This window comes from Variovorax sp. W2I14 (assembly GCF_050435205.1).
In the GTDB taxonomy this organism is placed as follows: domain Bacteria; phylum Pseudomonadota; class Gammaproteobacteria; order Burkholderiales; family Burkholderiaceae_C; genus Variovorax; species Variovorax paradoxus_C.
The window spans coordinates 6,023,663-6,044,101 of record NZ_JBNDJX010000001.1; the positions used below are offsets into that span (position 1 = coordinate 6,023,663).

Consider the following 20,439-nt stretch of genomic DNA (forward strand, 5'->3'; position numbering starts at 1 on the left):
CGGCCATTCGCGCCACGCCCCCTTCGCTCGGTTCAAGGCGAACCGGGCTCCGAGGTCTATCTTTTTACCGGTAGCGCGTCGTTGACATAGGTCAGCGGCACGAAGCGATAGCCATCGGCCACTTTGCGCAGATGGCCGACACCCGGGAAGGAATAGTGTGCAGGCGCAACCAGATAACCCTTCGCTGCTGCGTCGGCGAACGCGCGCCGTCGCGCAGCGGCCGCTTCCTTGGGGTCGACGTCGTACTGGATCGTCACACCGGGCGCCGCCAACTGTACTTCTGCCACGTGCAGCACATCGCCCCAGAACATGAGCTTTTCGCCCCTGCTCTCGAGTGAATAGAACGTGTGGCCGGGAGTATGACCCGGAGCGGGCACGGAGCGGATGCCTGGAAACAATTCGACAGCGCCGTCAAACGGTTTGATTTGGCCGGAGTCGGCGTAGGGACCGATCTTCGCCTTGGCTTGCTGGAAGTACTGCTTTTGAGACTCGGGCGCTCGTGCGAGTGCTTGTGGATCCAGCCAGTAGTCGACCTCTTTGCGCTCAACGTGGATGACGGCGTTCGGGAAGACTCGCGTTGTGCCGTCCATCAAGCCGCCGCTGTGATCCGTGTGGACGTGGGTGAGGAGAATGTCGGTGATCTGCGCTGGCTCCACGCCGATGGCACGCAGGCTGGCGGGCAACTTGTTTAGCGTCGGCCCATAGAGCTCTCCGGTGCCGGCGTCGACCAGGATGAGCTTGCCCGCGGTTTCAATCAGGAACGCATTGATCGACGCGTCAATGGTCGTTCCGGCAAATCCATCCTTGAGCAGTTTTGCGACGTGGTGGCCCTTCGTGTTCGTCAGAATCTTCGTCTCCAATGGGATGGTCCCATCAGACAAAGCGGTCACGGCGATGTCACCGATTTTTAAGCGATAGAAACCCGCCTGACTTTTGGCAAGCTTGGTCAGGGGCTCGGCGGCGCTGTGCTGTGCATGGGCCGATGAGAAAGGTCCGGCACCGATGGCGATCAGCAGCGCGGCGAGCATCGGGGCGAAAGATTGACGTGCAGTCATCGAGACTTTCCTGGGTTGAGAGCGATAACGCCAGTTTCTTCATCTCCGGAAGGTTAATAAAGTAGCGAGCAATAGATACACTCTCTTCATAACGTTGAGAGCGGCCGCCGCATGATTGACGATGTTGTGGATCTAAGGGTCTTTGTTCGAGTGGTCGCGACCGGCAGCATGTCAGCCGCAGCCCGCGATATGGACCTGTCATTGGCGGTGATCAGCAAGCGGATCGGGTCGCTGGAGCGAAAATTGGGCGTGCGCCTGATGCTGCGCACCACGCGAAGCCAGTCGCTCACTCCAGAGGGGGTGGCTTTCCACGAGCGCTGCGCCCGTATCCTGCAGGAAATCCAGGGCGCGGAGCACCTGATGGCGGGCAGTCGCGATACCGTCAGCGGCATGCTGACGCTGACCGCTCCCCGCACGTTTGCACGGCAATACTTGGCGCCCATCGTTGCCGCTTTTCAGGCAAGGCATCCCGCGTTGTCTATCAACCTGAAACTGAGTGACGACGTCATGGACTTGGTCGAGAGTGGCATCGACGTTGCCTTCCGCTTCGGTACGTTGCACGACTCGTCGCTCAGTGCGCGTCAAATTGCGCCGAACTACCGAGTTCTGTGTGCCGCGCAGTCCTATGTTGCACGCAATGGTGCGCCGACAACACCTGACGAACTGTCCCAGCATGCATGCATCGTCTACGGCCCGCGTCCTGCTGGCCATTGGCTATTTCAAGTCAACGGGCAACCGCTCGCGGTCAAGATCCAAGGGACTTTTCTTGTGAACGACGGCGATGTGGCGCAGTCGTTGGCATTGGAGGGAGCCGGGATTTTCTTCAAGTCGGTTTGGGATGTCGGCTCGCACATCCAGGCCGGCCGCCTTTTGCATGTGATGCAAGACTTCGCGGCTCCGATGGAGCCTTTGCATGTGGTCTTTCCGCATGGCCGTCAACTTGCGCCACGTGTCCGGCAATTCATTGACTTTGCTGTTGAGCGGTTGCAGGACGCTTGGGCGCACCTGCTGCCCGAAGGGACCGGTCGGGCCGGCGCGATAGGGCAGCGCGACACGAAAAAGCCGGAACGCTGCGCGTCTGGCCACGCCTAGCGCGCACGACTTTCCGTACTCCGCGGAGGCGGCGATCCGCAAGGCAAGCAGAGATTCAGGACACCTTGAAGGTGCCGGCAAACGACTCACTCTTGCTTGCATTTCTCGGGGTCATGAGCTGAGCCATCACGGACGAAGGAGGTCAGCGGGCACTCCAGAACATCGCCACGGCACCCGGCACCCGCGAAGGCACGGATGTTCCTTGTCGTCAGCTCTATTGCAGCCCGCGCTGGGCTGGCTCAATCGAGTGACGCGAATCCTGCCTGCTCAAAAGCGAAGGCGGCGGCCAGCACCGTCGCGTCGTCGAAATGCCGGCCGACCCACATCATGACGACCGGTAGCACGCCGAACGGCTGCAGGGCAGGCTCATGGCCCGATGCCGTCGCGTCGAGCGGCGCGTGGGTCACCTGTTGGGCGCAACATGAATAGGCATCCAAGCTGTGGTGTGCGCCCAGAGGCGGGATCATTGTCGCGAAGTATCATAGATAATATATGAAACTAAGCGGGCGATCCATGAACACCGAACATGCTCCTGTCATCCTTGATGGAAGAACCCTCACCCCGGCGTCGCTGGTCGCGGTCGCACGAGGGCACCAATGGCTCGAGCTGGACAAGGAATGCAGGACTGCGCTTGCCCAGGCACGTCAGTACATAGAGACCAACTGGCTGACTGACGCGGCGCCCCTCATGTATGCCTTCAATACCGGCGTTGGCTCGCTCAAGAGCCTGCGGATCGGGGCGAAGGATGTCGTCGCCTTCCAGACAAACTTGATCCGGTCACACTCGGCATCCACGGGTGAGTTGATGCCGAAGGAGGTTGTGCGCGCCATGATGGTCTTGCGGGTGAATGCCTTCGCAAGCAATCACTCCGGTGTTCGGCTGGCCATGGTCGACCGCCTGGTCGACATGCTCAATCACGACATCACGCCGATCGTCGCCTCTAAGGGCAGCGTGGGAGCAAGTGGTGATCTTGCGCCGCTGGCGCTGATGGCGGGGGCGATGATGGGAATGCCCGAGAGCAAGGTCGAATACGAGGGCGAGGTGCTCTCAGCGGCCGCAGCATTCGAGCGAGCGGGCCTCGCGCCTACCCTGGACGTGCAGGCCAAGGACGCGACGGCGTTGATCAACGGGGCAACTGCTTCCCTGGCGTACGCAGTGCTTGCAGCGCATGACGCCCGTGCGCTGCTTTCGAGCGCAACGGTCTCACTTGCGCTTTCGCTCGAGGCGCTGCGCGCGGATGTCGCGTGCTTCCAGGATCGCGTCATGCTGGCGCGACCCCACAAAGGCCAGCGGCGCGTGGCCGCATCGATCCGCAAGCTCATCGAGAATTCGGCGCGCTGTACGGAGCCTGCGCGACAGATCGTTCTGTGGGGAACGCCGAATGCCCAGAGCTCGACGGTGGGGCTGCCGCAGAATCCGCCTCTAGCGCCGAGGATTCAGGACGCATATTCCCTGCGCTGTGCGCCGCAGGTTCATGGGCCCGTTTTGGACGCTCTCGACTACATCGATGGCATTCTCCAGACAGAGATGAACAGCGCGACCGACAACCCGCTGATTTTTCCGGAAGATGATACTTACGAGATCATCTCCGCGGGTCACTTCCATGGCCAGTACATCGCACAGGCCATGGACTTGCTCGCGCTGGTCGTCACCGATCTCAGTGCCATCTGCGATCGCCGCAGCTCACGCCTGATTGATCCAGCTTGCAACTTCGGGCTGCCTGCCAATCTGATTGCGGAACGTCCTGGTGTGAATTCCGGCTTTCCGACCGTGCAAAGCATGGGAACGGGCCTGGTGCTCGAAAACATGGGCCTGTGCAGTCCTGCCAGCGCGACCAGTCTGCCTGCGAAAGGCAACACCGAGGATCACATCAGCAACTCATGCTTCGCAGCCCGGCGAAGCCGCACGGTGGTCCAAAATGCGCAGGCCGTCGTCGCGGTTGAATTGCTTCTGGCGGCCCAGGCGCTCGACCTGAGCGAGCGCAACTTGAAGCAGTTTGCGTTGGGGGTCGGCAGCCAGGCCGCACTCAAAGCCGTACGAGCGGTGGTTCCGGCAACATGGGGCGAGGACCGCTGGGTTCATGATGACCTGGACACGCTGAAGAAGGCCGTCGTTGACGGTTCGATACTCGCCGCAGTCGAGGCAGCGGTGGGCTCGCTTGATCTGTAGCCGAAAAAATGAATACGACCTCTTCCCTGAAGTTGGACGATCTATCGAACTTGTCGTGGTCCGAGAAGATCGCGCGCATCCTGAAAGAGCGAATTGTCAATGGCACGCTCAAGGCGGACGCAAGAGTGCTTCAGGACGCGGTCGCCAAGGAGTTCGGCACGAGCCACATCCCTGTACGCGAAGCATTCCGGCAGCTTCAATCCGAGGGCCTGCTGGTTGCCACAGCAAGGAAAGGTGTGCGGGTCGCACCTTTGGATCTCGCGTCTGTCGTCGAAATCACCATGATGCGTGAAGCCTTGGAACCGCTGGCGCTGGCCGGGGCGATGAAGAGGATGACGAACGAGAGTCTTGCGCTGGCGAAGGCGGCCATCGCCGCGAGCGAGAAAGCCAAGAACATGCGAGATTGGGAGGAGGCAAATCGGCGCTTTCACATGGCCTTGTACGAGCCCTGCGGAATGCCGATCTTGCTCAATTCGATCAGGGAACTGCATGTCGCAAGAACACGCTACATGATCGGTGCCACGCACGCCGAGGACTGGGATCCAACCTCGAGTGCCGATCACGCGGAAATTCTTCTTGCGGTCAGGTTTGGCGAGGTGGACCGCGCTTGCGAGCTGCTCAAGAAGCACATCGGCGAGTCGAGAACCGTTCTGGTCAAAGCAATCATCGAGACGTAGTGCTCCGCAGGCGGCAGGCATGCAACAGGCAAGTACGTTGCCGTCGTCGGAGCGCTTGGCCGGTTGGCAGGGCAGCGCTGCCGAAGCGCCCATCTGCAATCCACGCGACCTAAGGTACGGACCGAAGACGTATCCCGGTGTTGCACTTGGGGCCTGAAAACCCGCCAATGCGCCCATCGAACGGCGCGAGTTCAAGCGGCCGCCCTCGTGGCTGCTGCCGCCGTCCGTTCACGGTGTCGCACTCTCTGTAATCGCTATCCCGAAGGGGACGCGCGGTTGCATTTCCACCTCAATCGCGATGGGGCCGCAGATCCTGTCGGATCTGATGGTTTCGCCGCTGAACCCATGCGTCGCGTACGAGAATGTAGTCGTCAAACGCATCTTGACGAAACTTGTCCAGCGGCAGCATCCGCGCTCGACCGTCGACTGTTTGCAGTACCAGGAGTCCGTTGTAAGTTCCGTTGTCGTCAATCTGCCCGATGGGCGACATCGGTTGATCGCCCGCCATGGCAACGGTATCGCGCACCGTGCGTGGGCCCAACAGCGGAAGTACCAGATAGCGCGAGTCGCGCCAGCCCCAGCTCGCGAGCGTCTGGCCGAAGTCTTCGTCGTTGCGCTTCGCAATTCCCAGGTGGGAAGCCGGATCGAACAGTCCCCCCATGCCAACGGTGCTGTTGACGACGAGTCGCCCGAGCGATTGCGCCGCATGCTTGGGGCGCCCCTGCAGGGCCTGGTTCAGGGCCGTCGCGGGAATGCGCAGATTGGCGAAGAAGCGCGAGACGCCCGCCTGCACCGACGCAGGCGTGATCGTGTCGTAGCCCACCGCCACCGGCCGAAGCATCCACCTGTCCGCCGCGTTGTTGAATCCGTGGATCTTTCGATTCAAACGCTCCCAGGGATCGCGCGCCCATTTTTGTTCATAAATCGCTTCTGCATCCGGATCGGACGAGGCAATGTCGTTCGTGTCGGCACCGGAACGCATGGCACTTGACTCATCTTGTGGCAATGCTGCTGCAAGCGTCGCCGGCGCGGCGTCGAATGGAGCGACGGACACCGACGCGCGCTGTATCTGATGTGGGGCGGAACTGCTGGCGCACGCGCTGGTGGCCAGAACCATCGCGGCGAGCAACAGGGTAGGGTGAGCTTTCATATGGATGTCCGGTAGGCAGGCGTTGAGGAAAGAAAATCACAAGGTTGGTGGACGCAGCGTTCGGTCGCTGGATGTTGACCACGGGGCCGTCACTCGACATGGCCGTTGAGTCGCCGCATCGGTTGCGTTGGGGGCAGAGCGCCTGCCAATGCAGGCGATCAAGCGCGGTTCAAGGGTTGGGGAAAGTGCGAACGATCGAGACTCCTTCGCGCTTCGCCATCCAGCGCTTCGGCGTGCAGCGTTGGACGCAGTCATCAACGACCTCATAGAGGACTGGAATGACCAGCAGACTCAGAAAGGTGGAGGTGATGAGGCCGCCGATCACGACGATGGCCATCGGCGCGCGAAAACTCGGATCGGCGCCAAAGCCCAGCGCGATGGGGAGCATCCCTGCGCCCATCGCCAGGGTGGTCATCACGATCGGACGTGCGCGTTTGTGGCAGGCGTCGAGCAGCGCCTCGAGCCGGGACATGCCGTGATCGCGCTGCGCCACGATGGCGTACTCCACAAGCAGGATGGAGTTCTTGGTGGCGATGCCCATCAGCATGATCATCCCGATCATGGCGGGCATACTGAGGTTGGTGCCGGTCACGAACAGCGCCAGGATCGCTCCCGGGATCGACAAGAGCAGCGCTCCGAGAATCGTCACCGGTTGCACCCAGGCGTGGAACAGCAGCACCAGCACGATGTAGATACAGACCACGCCCGTTCCCATCGCCAACAGGAAACTCCGGCCAAGCTCGTTGGATGTTTCCGCAGGTCCAATCTCGTTCTTGAACAGACCAGGCGGCAGGTGCGATAGGCTGGGCAGCGCGGCGACGCGCTTCTGCACATCGCCCAGGGCCTGACCGTTGAGTTCGATCTCGAAGTTCACGTTGCGCAAACGGTCGAGGCGATTGATCTGCGCGGGGCCGCTGGCGATCTCCATCTGCGCCACATCACGCAGCGGAACCGGACCGCGCGCACCCGGCACCGTCAGCTGATGCAGCAGTTCCGGGTCTCTCATCGCTTCGTCGGGCAGCCGCACCACGATCGGCACCTGGCGCTGGCTCAGGTTGAGCTTCGGAAGCAACTGGTCGTAGTCTCCCAGGGTCGCCACACGCACCGTCTCCGCAATGGCATCGGTCGTTACCCCCCGATCGGCCGCGCGGGCAGTGTCCGGGCGCACGATCAACTCGGGTCTCTGCAGACTCGAACTGCTGGTCACCTGGCCGATCCCTGTCAGGCTGCGCAGTTCCTGCTCCACCGTGGCCGCATGTTGCGCCAACAGGTCACTGTCCTCACCGGAGAGCACCAGCGTGTAGCCTACATTTGCGGCCAATTTGACACGTGCACCGGCAACGTCCTGCAGGCGTGTGCGCAGCTCGCTCTCGATATGCTGCTGGGTAAGGCCCGGGCGCTCTTTGCGTGGCGTCAGGTTCAGCGTCAAATTTGCCGTGCGCGCTTCGGCAACGCCGCCGGTCAAGTTGCCTCCTGTGCTGCCGCCGCCGACGGCTGCGTAGATCATCGTCACGTGCGGATGCGCTGTCACCGCGGCGCGCACCTGATCGGCGATGGCGCGCGTCTGTTCAAAGGTGCTGCCTGGCGGCAACTCGACGCTGATCCGGGTCTGGCTCAAATCGCCCGGCGGCATGAAGTCGACCTTGATCGCACCCATGAACAGCGGCGTGCAGCTGGCGATGCCGAAGGCCACCATGATCGCCAGTGTGGCGACCTTGTGGGTGAAGGCCCAACGTGCCGCCTTCAGATAGGCCGGCATCCAGAATGGTTCGGCATGGGGTCGGCTCGGCTTCTTCAGCAGGTAGGCCGCCATCATCGGCGTGAGCAAACGCGCCACGACCAGCGAGAAGAACACGGCGATGGATGCCGTCCAGCCGAATTGCACGAAGAACTTGCCAACCAGACCTGTCATGAAGGCGGTGGGCAGGAAGACGGCGATCAGCGCGAAAGTAGTGGCGATCACTGCGAGCCCGATCTCGTCGGCCGCCTCGCGCGCGGCCACCAGGGGCTCCTTGCCTTGCGCCAAGTGGCGCATGATGTTCTCGATTTCGACGATGGCGTCATCCACCAGGATGCCGACCACCAGCGACAGCGACAGCAAGGTGATGAGGTTCAGCGTGAACCCCATCCATTGCATGAACAGGAAGCTGGGGACGATGGACAGCGGCAGCGCCACGGCGGCGACGAACGTCGCGCGAAGATCGCGCAGGAAGATCCACACCACCAGCACCGCGAGCAAGGCACCCTCGATGAGCAGCGACATGCTGCCTTCAAAATTTTCCACCACCTGATCGACAGCGTTGATCGCCTCCGTGATTTGGATGTCCGGTTGTTGCGTCTTCAGCACCGCGAGCGCCCGGCGCACGCCGTTGGCAACGTCGATGTCACCGGCGCCCGTGGTGCGCAGGATCTCGAAGCCGACCACCGGCTTGCCGTTGAGGAAGGCGCCACTGCGCCGCTCGGCCAGCCCATCCGTGACGGTGGCCACCTGATCCAGCCGCACGACATGCCCATCGGGCAATGGGATCTCCATGGCAGCGAGGGCGCCGGCCGAGGGTGCCGCGACGACCATGCGCACAGGCTGTTCGCCACTGCCCAGCCTGGCACGTCCGCCCGGGGCCTCGCGTTGCACTTGGACAAGCTGGCGCGAGACATTGGCTGCACTCAGACGCAATGCCAGCAATCGGTCCGGATCGAGTTCGACGCGCACTTCTCGGTTCACACCGCCCACGCGGATGACGGAACCGACGCCGGGCACGGCGAGCAGGCGCCGGGTGATCTGGTCATCGACGAACCAAGACAGTGCTTCGTCGTCCATGCGCGGCGATGCCACCGTATAGGTCAGGATCGGATCATTCTTGAACTCGACCTTACTGATGACGGGATCACGCAAGGCCGCAGGAAGGTCCGCTCTCACACGGGCCACGGCAGCGCGCGTGTCGTCCAAGGCTTCCTGCGGCGGCTTCTCGAGGCGGAATTCCGCGGAGACCGTGGCCACGCCGTCTTGCACCTTCGTGTGCAGGTGCCTGAGCCCTTTCATCGTGGCCATCGCGTTCTCCAGCTTGCGCGCAACCTCGGTTTCCATCTGGGCCGGAGCAGTGCCTGGCAGGCTGGCCATGACGGTGATCATGGGCAGATCTACGTCCGGGAAGTTCTGGACCTTGGCGCCGTGGAACGCGAACAGCCCAGCCACCGTGAGCATGACGAATAGAAGGATGGCCGGCACGGGGTTGCGGATCGACCAGGCGGAGAAGTTCATGGTCTTCCCCTTCAGCGCGTGGTGGTCTGGGGGGATGCATTCGGACTGACGGCGGTGACGCGCACCGTCACGCCATCCGCAAGGAAACCGACGCCGGATTCGACGACTGCCGTGTCGGCGGCAAGCCCTTCGCGGATCTCCACCCGATCACCGCGCCTCGCGCCCAACGCTACTTTCTGCTGGCGCACCCTGTCGCCCTCGATGCGGAGCACATAGCTGAAACCATCGCGCAGCAGGACGGCGGTTTCGGGGAGCGTCAGTACCGTGTGCTGGTCCAACAGCAGCTCACCACGGGCGAACAGGCCGGCGCGCACCGGCGCGGCGGGCTTGAGGTCCACGTACACGATGCCGGTACGACTTTGCGGATCGACCTGAGGCGAGACTTTGCGCACGCGGCCTTCGGTGGCCTGCGCACCGCCTGGGTTGATGACCACGGCCTGGCCTGGTGCCACGCGTCCGAGTTCCGGCCCCGGCAATTCGGCGCGCCATTCCAGCCGGCCCTGGCGCTGCAGGCGCATGATTTCTGCGCCCGCTTGAACGAGCACACCTTCAACAGCGGGCCGGGCGCTGATCACACCGTCGTCTGGCGCGCGCACCTGGGTGTAGGCCAGCCGCAGCGTGTCGGCCTGCACCCGTGCGCGGGCTGCGGCCAGACGGGCTTGCGCGGCATCGCCGGCCGCCAGTGCCTGATCAATGGCCTGGGCCGACAAGATCTCGGTGCCCTGTAGCGCTTTGGCGCGGGCGGCAGCGCGGCCCGTCTCTGCGGCATTGACCTCGGCCTCCTGAAGCGCAGCACGGCTGGCGTTCAGATCGGCTTCCAGGGTGCCAGGGCTGAGTTGCGCCAGAAGCTGCCCCTGCTTCACCCTGTCCCCGACATCGACCAGCAGCCGCGACAGGCGCTGGCCACCTATCTCGGCACCGATCACCACTTCCTGCCAGGCAGCAATGCTGCCGACTGCGGCCAGTGTCTGCGGCCATCGCTGTGCAACGGCGGAAGTTGCCTTGACCGTCAGTGCGGGTGGCGCATCAGGGGACGGCGTCGGTTGGGCGGCGCTGCGCGTGACGACAAGCAGCACGGCGGAGGCAACGCAAAGACAGACGACTGCAGAAAAGGGGTAGACGGGGTGAAGTTTCATGGTTGAGCGGCAAGTTGATCGATGGGACTTGGGCCGGCGTTCCAACCACCGCCAAGACTGCGGTACAGGCGGAACCAGGCTTGTGCCTGATCCGCTTGGGCGGCAAGCAAGTCGCCGTGCGCCGTCAATGCATTGCGTTGCGAAGTGACACGCTGCGCTCCGCTGTGCAGGCCTGCCTGCGCCTGCAGGACGGCACGCTGTGCAATGCCCCGCCACTCACGCGCTACGGATTCAGCTTCGCGCTGGCGGTCGCGCGTGGCTGCCGTGCGCTCCATTGACTCCTCGACTTCGGCGACGGCGGTTTGCCACTTCGCTTGCAGGGTTGCAGCCGCCTCATCGACTGCGGCGAGCGCAGCCCGGCCTTGTGCCCGCCGTGTCCCACCGTCGAACAGCGGCAGCGTCAAGCTCGGGCCGATCGACCACAGTGAACTCACCGAGCTCTCTCCGCCTGCACGCAGGCGCGCTTCGCCGATCAATGCACCCAGACTGAGCTGCGGATAACGCTGGGCGTCCACGCTGCGTTGGTGGGCCTGCGCGGCCAACCAGCGCCGATGGGCTGCGGCCACATCCGGACGCTGCGCCAGCAGCTGTGCCGGCATCGTGTGGACCGCGAAGGCGGGCGCGTCGGGAAGCGAGCGGCGAGGAGATATCCAGGCGGCGGGCAAGGCGGGGGCTTGCAGCTCGGTGGCCAACGGGGCCGCCGACACGCCGAGCAGCAAGGCCAGTTCCTGCAGGGCCACCTGCGCTTCGGCTCGCTCGGCACTGCGACGGGCCGTGGCGAGGGAAGCATCGGTCCGCAACAAGGCCACGTCGCTGGCGTTCATGAGGCCGACTGCCTGCTGTTGTCGCCCCCACGCGGCAAGCTGAGCTGCCAGCAGGCCGTCGAGTTCGGCTACTTCCTCGCGCGCCTGAGCCAGCCGCAGGTTCACGTAGGCTCCGGCGACATCGGCTGCCAGTGTCACGCGGGCGGCGTGCCAGTCGTGTTGCGCGGCGTCAGCTTGCGCCGCCTGTTCATCGGCTTCGGCGCGCTTGCCGCCAAAGAGGTCGATCTCCCAACTGGCATTGAACTGGGCGTCGGACTGGGTGGAAACGCCTGGGACGCTGTTGAGATTCTTGCCACGACTCGATGTGGCATTCAGGCCAAGTTGCGGTAGCAGGCCGGCTCGGGCTTGTGTGACCAAGGCGCGCGCCTGCCGATGCCTGGCGGCGGCCACCTGCACGTTCGGGTTGGCGGCCTGGCCACGTTCGACCAACTTGACGAGCATCGGATCGGGAAATGCCTTCCACCAATCGGCGAGTGCCACCGTCGATCCGTCATGGGGCAAGGACGCGCGCCAGACATCGGGCAGCTCAATGGCTGCAGGCGCGCGCAATGACGGGCTTGCGCAGGCAGTCAACAGCAGGATCAGCCCGCAGGTCGCGAGCAGGGAGGACAGGCGACCGACCGTCATGGCGTGAAGACGATGCGCTCGTTGGTGCTGGCCACCCCGGACCACGCTTGCTCCACGTTGCGCAGTGGCATGGCCTTCACGTCGATGCGGAACGTTCCGCGTGCGATCTCTTTCGCCAGCGCTGGCAACGCCATGAGGATCTCGCGACCTGACACCGAGCCGTATCCACTGCCCACGATCTGGAGTTTTGCAGATCGCAGGAAGGCGCCTGGAATGGCAGCAACTTCCCCTCCCATCGAGCCTATGTGTATCCAGGTGATCGGCAAGCTGCGATCCGTCCGTTGCTTGAGTACGGTCTCCATGACGCGAACCGCACTCTCACCCCAAACGAGATCGAGCACGACATCGACGTCGCGCGCAAGGGCGCCCAACCCGGCATCCCCCAGCGTCACGATCTCTGTGGCGCCAAGGGCGGGCAGTTTCGCGAGCCTCTCCTCGTCGCGCCCAGCGGCGATGACCCGCGACGCTCCGAGATGCCGGGCGATTTGCACGGCCATGCTTCCTGAGCTTCCGGTGGCACCGAGGATGAGCACCTTCTGCCCTTTCTGAAACGGTGCGCGGCAACGCATCGCGAGCCAGGACGCCATCGCGGGATTCATCGCGCCCGCGATCGTTGCTGGATCGCTGTCGATCGGCAGCTCAATGCTGTGGTCGAGTTCGATCACCGTCCTGTCGGCCATCGTGCCGATTTGCCCGGGACTCTGCACGAAGTAGCGCAGCTTGCCGTCGGTACCGCGTCCGACGCCATCGACACCCGGGACGAGCGGCAGCCCGCCACTGCCGGAGTAATGAGCGCCCGAAGCTTGGCCGCGAGTGACGTGATGCAGGCCGGCCGCGAGCACCTCGACGAGCATTTCTCCCGGCCCTTGGGGCACGGGATCGGCGTAGTCGCTGTAGTGCGGCGGTTGGCCGAACGAGGTGATGACAGCAGCTTTCATGGGTTCTCCTTCGGTGGGCACGTCGACCATAAAGTTCGTAATGCGACCTATTATTGGTACGTAATACGAACTATGTCAACATGACGCCATGACGAAAGAGAAAAAATCCATGAAGGACGTCCCCGCGTCCGATGAGAAGTTGGCCGATGCACTTGTGACGACCGCCTTTGTCACGATGGCCGTGATCAACAAGATTGGCGCCGAGAACGACCTGTCTCTCTCGCTGATCCGCGTCCTGGGAATCCTGTGGGATCGGCGCCCGCGAATGGCCGAACTCGCCGACTACCTCGGGTTGGAGAAGCAGACGATGTCAGGGCTTATCGCCCGAGCAGAAAAGAGGGGACTGGTAGCGCGTGCGCCGAACGAAGAAGATGGCAGGGCGACAGACGTTTTTCTGACGAGCGACGGGGCCAAGCTCGTCAAGCGGCTGCGTGTCCAAGGGCAGCAGGCACTGGCCCCGATCATCGAACAACTCAGCGCGTCAGATCAGCAGCTCCTTCAGAAGTTGCTTCAGCGCATGTTCGAAGCTCGGAAGGGTTGAAGGTCGAAGGGACGGCTAATCCGGTGGCCGAAAAATCTCTCGAGATGAGATCAATTCAGTCTGTGCCAGCAATTGGGTGAGCCACATCGCCCGGTTCTGAATCAAGGGCGTCGCCTCTTTCTGGCACGCGACAGGCGCGTACTGATGAGCCGCACAGCCGCACAGCCGCACAGCCGCATCGACGAACTGTTGCCGCATCTTTGGAAGCCAAGTTGACCGCCTAAGGCCGCCTGCCTGGCCACCATCCAAAGAGGAACAAGATCACCGGCTTGCAGAGAACCTCGAAAGCCGAGAGATCTTCGGAAGCGCCGATCGCAGCCTCTCCCAGAAGCCGACCGCCTCCCTCGACATGCCTCGTTCGGTTCGCGGTGATCTGCGCCGACGTAGCATGGGCCGGGCACTGGCACGTGGTGCAAGCCTCCACCTCACTCGAATTCGTCTCACCGCAAGCGAGACATGACCATCGGTACTTCGGCATTGGCAGATGTTGCTACAAGCTGATGACCACGTCGAGGCCAACCGGGCACATCTCAGATCGCGGTCGTTGAGATGTGTCGGTTGCGTGCTTACGTTGCGGATGGATAGCCGAACGCTGAGGCCTACTTCAACGCCCAGATCTTCCGCCCCGTTAGCGACTGCTCGATACGCAGACGCTTCGCCGCACCAGGGAGATAGAGTCCTTCATCTACTGCAAGGAAGCGGCGAAGATGTTGGAGTTCCAATGCATCACTTCTCCAAGCCCCACTCTCTCGAACTGCTGCGGCGCGATGTACTCACGAAGGTGGAAGCGACGAGGTCTTGGTCCTGCATCAGGCATGCCGCACAACGTCGTCGCGAATGTGGGTCGCACTCGGGAATACCGGAAGATTCACCCGTTTAAGCACCGGGTCGATGAGCTGAAGAACGTCTGCAAATGACGGTCTCGATGCCACCCGTTTGTGTTTGTGGAACTTGGCGAGGTTTGGATATGGCGCCAGATCGAATTTGAAGTAGGGCTCCCACCCGATCATCACGAACAGGTAGGCATCAGCTACGGTAAAAGTCTCGCCCATCAAATACGATTCGTGTACCAGCCGCTGCTCGATGTAGGTCAGCCTGCGATTCAGGTTCTGTTTGTGTATCTCCTTTCCAGTGGCTGGCATATGCGGGTGGAATAATGGCCCGATGGTTTTATGCACATCGGAGCCCACATAGCTCAGCCACTCCATCACGCGATAGCGCGCCAAACTGCCTGCTTTCGGAAGCAGGCCGGATTCCGGCTTCAGGTCAGCGATGTACTGGAGGATGACGCCGATTTCGGTCAGCACCTCGCCGGAGTCCAGCCTGAGCGCGGGAACTGAGTTCTTGGGATTCACATCAGTGAAAGGTGTCCCGCCTTCGATCAATATGTGCGGCTGCGCGTAGATGTCGACGAACGCGATTTCATGGGGGATGCCAAGTTCAAGCAGGATCATGTGTGCTGCGCTCGAGCAGGCTAGCGGCGAGGAATACAGAATCATCGATCTTCTCCGTTGTTCAAGGTTCTGCGAAAGAATAGATCTGACGCACTTCCTTGAATGTGCCGACGCAATCACTTGATGTGCGATTCGATCAATGTGATTTACTCCGTCCGCCAATCGGCTAGGCTCATGACGAGGTTGCATATGAACTCGGAAGCCCGGATCCAACGGAGAGTATGGTTCAGACAGGACGTGGGCCTGACTGCATCGGTTCGCCAACGAAACGATTTGCTCGTTCACACCTTCGTCACTGATCATCCCGCGCTCATTCTGCTCAGACGTGGTCGCAAGACGATCAAGATCAACGGCAAGAAGATCAGTCTGTTACCGGGCGACGCCGTGGCGATCGCGCCGAGCACGACTTGCGATGTTCAAAACGAAACAGAGCGTGGAGAGTTTGAGTCCTCTTGGATCGTCTGCGCAAACCCTATCCTGTCGAAAGTAGAGAAGGCTTTTCCTGATCATCAGAAGCTGAAACACATTGCCGCCCTGAAAAACTTGGGCGATGAATTCGTGCAATCGTTCGAGCGCGTCATGCACACCATTGTCTTGCCTGATCGGATTCCAGACGTCGTTGCGGAGCACCGGATGCAGGAACTGCTGGCCTGGCTGGCATATACCGGGGTGATCTTCGGCGTGGAGACGGCTTCCGATCTGCAAAGGAAGGTGCGTCTAATGATCGGAGCTGCACCGGAGAACATGTGGACTTCGAGAGATCTGGCCCAATCTCTTGCCATGAGCGAAGCGACCTTCAGGCGCCGGCTTGCGGCTCAGGGACAGTCATTCAACGACATTCTGATTGATGTGCGCATGACGGCGGCACTGACGCTCTTGCAGGTGACGGACCGGCCGATTGCGGATATCGCCTCTCAGGTCGGCTACGAATCGGCCTCACGCTTCTCGGTCCGGTTCAAAAAGCGTTTTGGCTTCTCGCCAATAGCTGTCAGGGGCGCTCCATCACAGCTCGAAACCCTATCGTGAGTGCCATGAGTTGGCCTGCTAGCAGGCGCGCGAGTTACTTGGGTAGGGGACCGCGTTCGAGATAGGTCCCGAGGGCGATGAAGGTTCTGACGCCCTTGAATCCGTCCAATTGATGGAACTTGCTTAGAAGCTCCTCGAGGGCGGCGGGGCTTTCAGTACGCACTTTCAAGATCATGGCTGTATCCCCGGCCACTGTGTGTATTTCTTCGATTTCAGGAACTGCCGACATATCGAGTACCTGCCGGGTTGTCTCCCAGTTGCTCGTTTCAAGATGCACAAACGCCAAGAGACTCCTTCCGATCTTCGAGCCATCAAGCAATGCCACTGTCGCCCGAATCACACCGCTGTGCTTGAGGCGCTTGACTCGCTCATGGACGGCGGGAGCGGAAAGGTGAGTTTTCTTGCCCAGTTCGGCGTAGCCGAGTTCGGCGTTCTGCGCCAGAAGGCCTAACAATTTTCTGTCCGTGGCGTCCACCTGACCCCGACGGTCCCGAGTACGCCGAACAGTTTTCGTATCTTCGCTCATGACCGTTCCTTCAATCGGTTGCTCAATAAAATCATCTCGAAGCGTCATCCTACGAAAAACAACGCTGTCCTTACATCCAGAGCCAACTGGAATACAGGTGTAGCTGTCGGTCGCTTTTCAGATGAACGTTTGCAGGTGTAGCGCTCTTTTCAACACCAGGTGCCCATCATCGATAACGCGCTGAATGGTCCCCCGAGCGACGGCATGAAATCCGTGCTCATTCCAACATCCACTAAGGTCTATTCATGCTTGAAGCATTCGGCGCAACGCCCGAGCGAAGTGTCATCATCATCAATAACGAACTGCCGATCGGAAAGGCGGCCAACGCTGCGGCCGTTGTCGCATTTACTCTGGGGCAGAGGCATCCGTCCCTGGTTGGCGAGCAATTTAAGGATGGAACAGGAACGTCCTATCCTGGTGTGATTTTCACGGGAATTTCTATCCTGGGCGCTTCGCCCGGCGAGTTGATCGCACTAAGTGAGAAGGCGGCCGCGAACTGCGACGTCGTCGTCTTTCCCCTCGAAGGTCAAACGACCGTCGACTACGAAGAATTCCGCCGGGTCATGGCGGATGTGACGCCCGAACGCTTGGGATATCTGTCAATCGGCCTTGCCGGTCATCGCAAGTCAATTAATAAGATCGTGGGAAACCTGAAGCTGCTTAGATGATTGTTCAGCAAACAAGCCAGCACCGCACTAGCTCGCATTTGGAATAATCCGGCTGGCGTGAGCGTCCAGTCATCGGAGCTCGCCTTCGCCATCGTTACCCCTTGTTGGCAGTGCCATAGGCCCACGTCCCGGCCGCGCCCAGTGCGTTCTCAAACGCCTTTCGTCCTTGCCCATGAAGCCACGACTCAAAGGTCTGGAGTCCTGGATGCAGCTTCCGCAGGGCTGGCAGATCAGCACTACCAACCAACGGGCCAGCGTCCAGTAACTCGGTGAGTCGCCGCAGGAAGGCATTCCCTGCCAAAACCTCGTCAGAAAAGCGCGCATAGGCAATGGGCCGACCTGCGGCTTGGCTAAACAGCGCCTGCAGGTCTGCGCCCGTGGCAGTAGCGCTTGCGATTTCGAATGTCGCGCCGCCAAAGCGCGCGGAGTCAGCCAGAACCGCTGCGACGATCGCGCCGATGTCTTGCACGGCGATGAACTGCATAGGCTGGTCCAGTCGCATGAAAAAATTGAATTGCCGTCGATCCAGTCCGAAGCCTGGCATAAGCAGCATTTCCATGAACGCTGCTGGCCTCAGAATGGTGGCGTTGATGGGCAGCTTGCGGATGTGATCTTCGATGTGCAGCTTGCTATCGAAATGACCCATGCCCGTGAGCCCGCTGCTCACTGCGCTTGTGCTTGAGTAAACCAGGTGCTGCACGCCACTTTGCGCGGCAAGGTCGGCAATGGCGATGCCAAAACTCTCTTCTTCCTCATCGCTTATTCCCAACACCGCACCCTGTCCGGAACTAGGCTGCACACTGAAGACCGCATGTACGCCCTCGATGGCCCGGCGCATGGCAAGATCGTCTGCGAATTCGCCCTTTATGAGAGTGACCCCCGCATCGCGCAACGCCAGCGCCCCGGCGCTATTCGGGTTTCGCACAAGCGCACGCACTTGCCACCCTGCGTTTAGTAGCGCCCACGCCACCGATCCACCCTGCTGTCCCGTGGCACCGAAAACCGAAACTTCATTGCCCATACGATCGCCTCTTGTCAGAAAGAGCAACGATTGGAGCGAATAGAAGCTGCAAGCGTTGGTAGGCACTCTCGATAACCTAAGGCACAAAAATGGTACCGGCGAAGACAGAAAATACTGATGCCGAAAACGCACAAGGCGACTTTGTGCACGGCCGTCCCTACACCCAAACGCCGAATGGTCCCTTGTTCAAGCCTTGCGCCCCGCATAGCGTGCTGGCGCGGCTGGGCGACAAGTGGACGATTTTGGTTGTTTCGCACCTTGCCGTAGTTCCTGGCCACCGGCTGCGGTTCACGGCACTCAAAGCTGGCATCGAAGGGATTACCCAGCGCATGCTCACCCTAACGCTGCGCAACCTAGAACGCGACGGCTTGTTGCGTCGCCATCAGTACCCCGAGGTGCCTACACGGGTTGAGTACGAGTTGACGGACATGGGCGCCAGCATGTTGCCGGCGTTGGAGGGGTTCACGTCGTGGATCCGCGAAAACTGGAGCCGAATTGAAGGCAATCGTCGGTACTACGATGGGGCGTCGCAAGAAGGGTAGATCTCAGTTGGCGTTGAATGCCAAGTGAGGAGCATTGCAGCGGGACAAGCACAGGCCAAGCCTTCTGCTTGTTGAATTCCGCCGATCGCTGGCTTGTGGGGGTGGACGAAAACTTGTCGCCGACTACAGCGCACTTGCGCGATGTTGTGGCACTCATCTAACCGGCTCGGCGCCCCGATTCGCAAGTGAGATAATCCTGTCTCGGCGGCCCGTTTGTCTCTGGTGTGATGCCTGAAATTCGGGGCCGTTTCCGGCAGTTTTGGTGTACCCAAACGTGTACCCGGCAGATTGGACAAATTGGCGAAAGTGAGTGCTGGTGCGGGTTGCAGGCAATTTTAAGATTCCGCCCCAGCTTTAATTGGGGTTTTGGCTGCTCAGCCAGTCTCGCAGAATCAACGACTTACCGCTGCGAGCCACGGTTTGTGATTCGATTCCAAGTTTCCTTGCTTGCTTCCACTTCTCGTCTTAAAAGGCGTGTCCTGCAAGCTTGGATATCTGATCTTGCTGGCCCCTTGGATGCGCGAGTTCGCCTTTGCGAGCCTAGCCCGTCAACGCCTGTGTGGATCTTCCGCAGCTTGTCCCGCTGTTTTCGCGATTTAGTTGCCTCAATCGCGAACCATGTCGCCACCTCTATTAATCCTAAGATCCCTGCTTTGAAAATTGCAGGACAAGGGGTTCCGTTGGGCCGTCTTAGACGGAAATTACTGCGTTAGCTGGGCCAATTCTCGGCAGCAATCTGAAGGAGCGTTTCTCATTGAGTCGTGCTCCAACACCAAAATCGCAGCGGCGAGATCTTCAAGTGCTGTGCCGACCGCTTTGAAGACGGTCCGCCCACACCCTGTGGATCGCGCCATCACCTTTCCGGCAGCTAGGTCGGCCAACGTGCCTGCCGTGTCCCGCGCTTCGAATACACCGCGCGACATAGGCCCCAGCAGATCGCCGCTCTTCAACAACGCCTCCTGGGTATCAACGAAAAGCCGGGCACCCGCGAAGCAGGCGTCGTCGGCTTCCCGCATGTGCGGGGTGAAGCTGCCGATCAGATCGAGGTGGCCTTGCGCACGCAGCCATGCGCCTCGCACTACGGGCTGCGTGGCCAGCGTCGCACAGCTCACGATGTCGGCATTGGCCGCGGCCGCGGCCAGATCGAGTGCCACGACGGCGTCGATGTCCTGCGCCCGAAGCCGCGCGGCCAGTGCCGTGGCTGCCGCTTCGTCTCGGTCCCACAGCGCGATGCGATCGATGGGCCGCACGGCGCGATAGGCCTCCGGCAACAGGCTGCCGACACGTCCGCAGCCGACCACGAGCAGGCTTCGCGCGTCCGCAGGTGCGAGGTACGAGGCGGCAAGCGCCGACGCCGCCGCCGTGCGCCGGGACGTGATCTCGTTGCCGTCGATTTGCGCCAGGGGCTCTCCCGTGCGCGCGTCGTAGAGCATGTACGTCGAAAAGAGTCCCGGCAAGCCGCGCGCCGCGTTGCCCGGGAAGATCGTCACGGTCTTGATGCCGAAGTAGCGGTCCTGCTGCCAGGCCGGCATGACGAGCACCGTCTGTTGCGGGCCGTCGGCCGTGGGGTTCAGTGCGTGCGTGTGCCGCAACGGAACTTCGCAGCCCGCGACGAACATGTCGCGCAGCGCTGGAATCAGCCGGTCGAACGGCAGTGCGCGGCGTGTGCTTTCGGCGTCGATGATTTTCATGGGCGGGATCGAAGAAGAATGAGGAAGAGGACGAGGAACAGGG

At 61.4% G+C, this 20,439-nt stretch carries 18 protein-coding genes; 7 read left to right on the forward strand and 11 right to left on the reverse strand.

The window, feature by feature from the left end; translation table 11 throughout:
• Positions 1-56: 56 nt before the first annotated feature.
• Positions 57-1,055, reverse strand: a complete 999-nt coding sequence (locus QF040_RS28195; RefSeq protein ID WP_429613717.1) for an MBL fold metallo-hydrolase — start codon at positions 1,053-1,055, stop codon at positions 57-59.
• A 111-nt stretch (positions 1,056-1,166) separates the two neighbouring features.
• Here QF040_RS28195 and QF040_RS28200 point away from each other — a divergent pair, with 111 nt between their 5' ends.
• Positions 1,167-2,147 carry a LysR family transcriptional regulator gene (locus tag QF040_RS28200; protein ID WP_429613718.1) on the forward strand — a complete coding sequence of 327 codons (981 nt, stop codon included), beginning with the start codon at positions 1,167-1,169 and terminating at the stop codon, positions 2,145-2,147.
• 239 nt (positions 2,148-2,386) lie between these two features.
• Here the strand turns inward: QF040_RS28200 and QF040_RS28205 are convergent, their stop codons facing one another.
• Positions 2,387-2,584: a hypothetical protein gene (locus QF040_RS28205; protein ID WP_429613719.1), complete on the reverse strand. Its 198-nt coding sequence runs from the start codon at positions 2,582-2,584 to the stop codon at positions 2,387-2,389.
• A gap of 76 nt (positions 2,585-2,660) precedes the next feature.
• Between QF040_RS28205 and QF040_RS28210 the strand changes: the two genes are divergently transcribed.
• On the forward strand, positions 2,661-4,316 hold the full coding sequence (locus QF040_RS28210; protein ID WP_429613720.1) for an HAL/PAL/TAL family ammonia-lyase: 1,656 nt from the start codon (positions 2,661-2,663) through the stop codon (positions 4,314-4,316).
• 8 nt (positions 4,317-4,324) lie between these two features.
• The gene (locus tag QF040_RS28215; RefSeq protein WP_429613721.1) at positions 4,325-4,993 is read left to right on the forward strand and encodes a GntR family transcriptional regulator; all 669 of its coding nucleotides are present in this window, start codon (positions 4,325-4,327) and stop codon (positions 4,991-4,993) included.
• 289 nt (positions 4,994-5,282) lie between these two features.
• On the opposite strand, the gene QF040_RS28220 is transcribed toward QF040_RS28215, so the two are convergent.
• From QF040_RS28220 to QF040_RS28240, 5 genes are all read right to left on the reverse strand, one after another.
• Positions 5,283-6,143 carry an MlaA family lipoprotein gene (locus tag QF040_RS28220; RefSeq protein ID WP_429613722.1) on the reverse strand — a complete coding sequence of 287 codons (861 nt, stop codon included), beginning with the start codon at positions 6,141-6,143 and terminating at the stop codon, positions 5,283-5,285.
• Positions 6,144-6,312: 169 nt separating this feature from the next.
• Positions 6,313-9,402 carry an efflux RND transporter permease subunit gene (locus QF040_RS28225; RefSeq protein WP_429613723.1) on the reverse strand — a complete coding sequence of 1,030 codons (3,090 nt, stop codon included), beginning with the start codon at positions 9,400-9,402 and terminating at the stop codon, positions 6,313-6,315.
• Positions 9,403-9,413: 11 nt separating this feature from the next.
• The gene (locus tag QF040_RS28230; RefSeq protein WP_429613724.1) at positions 9,414-10,538 is read right to left on the reverse strand and encodes an efflux RND transporter periplasmic adaptor subunit; all 1,125 of its coding nucleotides are present in this window, start codon (positions 10,536-10,538) and stop codon (positions 9,414-9,416) included.
• On the reverse strand, positions 10,535-11,989 hold the full coding sequence (locus QF040_RS28235; RefSeq protein WP_429613725.1) for an efflux transporter outer membrane subunit: 1,455 nt from the start codon (positions 11,987-11,989) through the stop codon (positions 10,535-10,537). Before QF040_RS28235 ends, QF040_RS28230 begins: the two co-directional genes overlap by 4 nt.
• Positions 11,986-12,927 (reverse strand): quinone oxidoreductase family protein, encoded by a 942-nt coding sequence (locus QF040_RS28240; protein ID WP_429613726.1) that lies wholly within the window; start codon positions 12,925-12,927, stop codon positions 11,986-11,988. The genes QF040_RS28235 and QF040_RS28240 overlap by 4 nt, the downstream gene beginning before the upstream one ends.
• Before the next feature lie 88 nt (positions 12,928-13,015).
• On the opposite strand from QF040_RS28240, the gene QF040_RS28245 reads away from it, so the two are divergent.
• Complete coding sequence (locus tag QF040_RS28245) at positions 13,016-13,468, forward strand: MarR family winged helix-turn-helix transcriptional regulator (RefSeq protein WP_429613727.1); 453 nt, start codon at positions 13,016-13,018, stop codon at positions 13,466-13,468.
• A gap of 809 nt (positions 13,469-14,277) precedes the next feature.
• On the opposite strand, the gene QF040_RS28250 is transcribed toward QF040_RS28245, so the two are convergent.
• Positions 14,278-14,967: a glutathione binding-like protein gene (locus tag QF040_RS28250; RefSeq protein WP_429613728.1), complete on the reverse strand. Its 690-nt coding sequence runs from the start codon at positions 14,965-14,967 to the stop codon at positions 14,278-14,280.
• A gap of 144 nt (positions 14,968-15,111) precedes the next feature.
• Here QF040_RS28250 and QF040_RS28255 point away from each other — a divergent pair, with 144 nt between their 5' ends.
• Positions 15,112-15,948 (forward strand): helix-turn-helix transcriptional regulator, encoded by an 837-nt coding sequence (locus tag QF040_RS28255; protein WP_429613729.1) that lies wholly within the window; start codon positions 15,112-15,114, stop codon positions 15,946-15,948.
• 34 nt (positions 15,949-15,982) lie between these two features.
• On the opposite strand, the gene QF040_RS28260 is transcribed toward QF040_RS28255, so the two are convergent.
• Positions 15,983-16,474 carry an Lrp/AsnC family transcriptional regulator gene (locus QF040_RS28260; RefSeq protein WP_429613730.1) on the reverse strand — a complete coding sequence of 164 codons (492 nt, stop codon included), beginning with the start codon at positions 16,472-16,474 and terminating at the stop codon, positions 15,983-15,985.
• A gap of 245 nt (positions 16,475-16,719) precedes the next feature.
• Between QF040_RS28260 and QF040_RS28265 the strand changes: the two genes are divergently transcribed.
• Positions 16,720-17,142: a DUF2000 domain-containing protein gene (locus tag QF040_RS28265; protein WP_307647137.1), complete on the forward strand. Its 423-nt coding sequence runs from the start codon at positions 16,720-16,722 to the stop codon at positions 17,140-17,142.
• A gap of 94 nt (positions 17,143-17,236) precedes the next feature.
• Here QF040_RS28265 and QF040_RS28270 read toward each other — a convergent pair whose 3' ends face one another.
• Positions 17,237-18,163: an NmrA/HSCARG family protein gene (locus QF040_RS28270; protein ID WP_429613731.1), complete on the reverse strand. Its 927-nt coding sequence runs from the start codon at positions 18,161-18,163 to the stop codon at positions 17,237-17,239.
• An 89-nt stretch (positions 18,164-18,252) separates the two neighbouring features.
• Between QF040_RS28270 and QF040_RS28275 the strand changes: the two genes are divergently transcribed.
• Positions 18,253-18,705, forward strand: coding sequence for a winged helix-turn-helix transcriptional regulator (locus tag QF040_RS28275; protein ID WP_429613732.1), 453 nt, complete (start codon positions 18,253-18,255; stop codon positions 18,703-18,705).
• Positions 18,706-19,406: 701 nt separating this feature from the next.
• On the opposite strand, the gene QF040_RS28280 is transcribed toward QF040_RS28275, so the two are convergent.
• Positions 19,407-20,396, reverse strand: a complete 990-nt coding sequence (locus tag QF040_RS28280; protein ID WP_307512483.1) for an ornithine cyclodeaminase family protein — start codon at positions 20,394-20,396, stop codon at positions 19,407-19,409.
• Between the last annotated feature and the right edge of the window lie 43 nt (positions 20,397-20,439).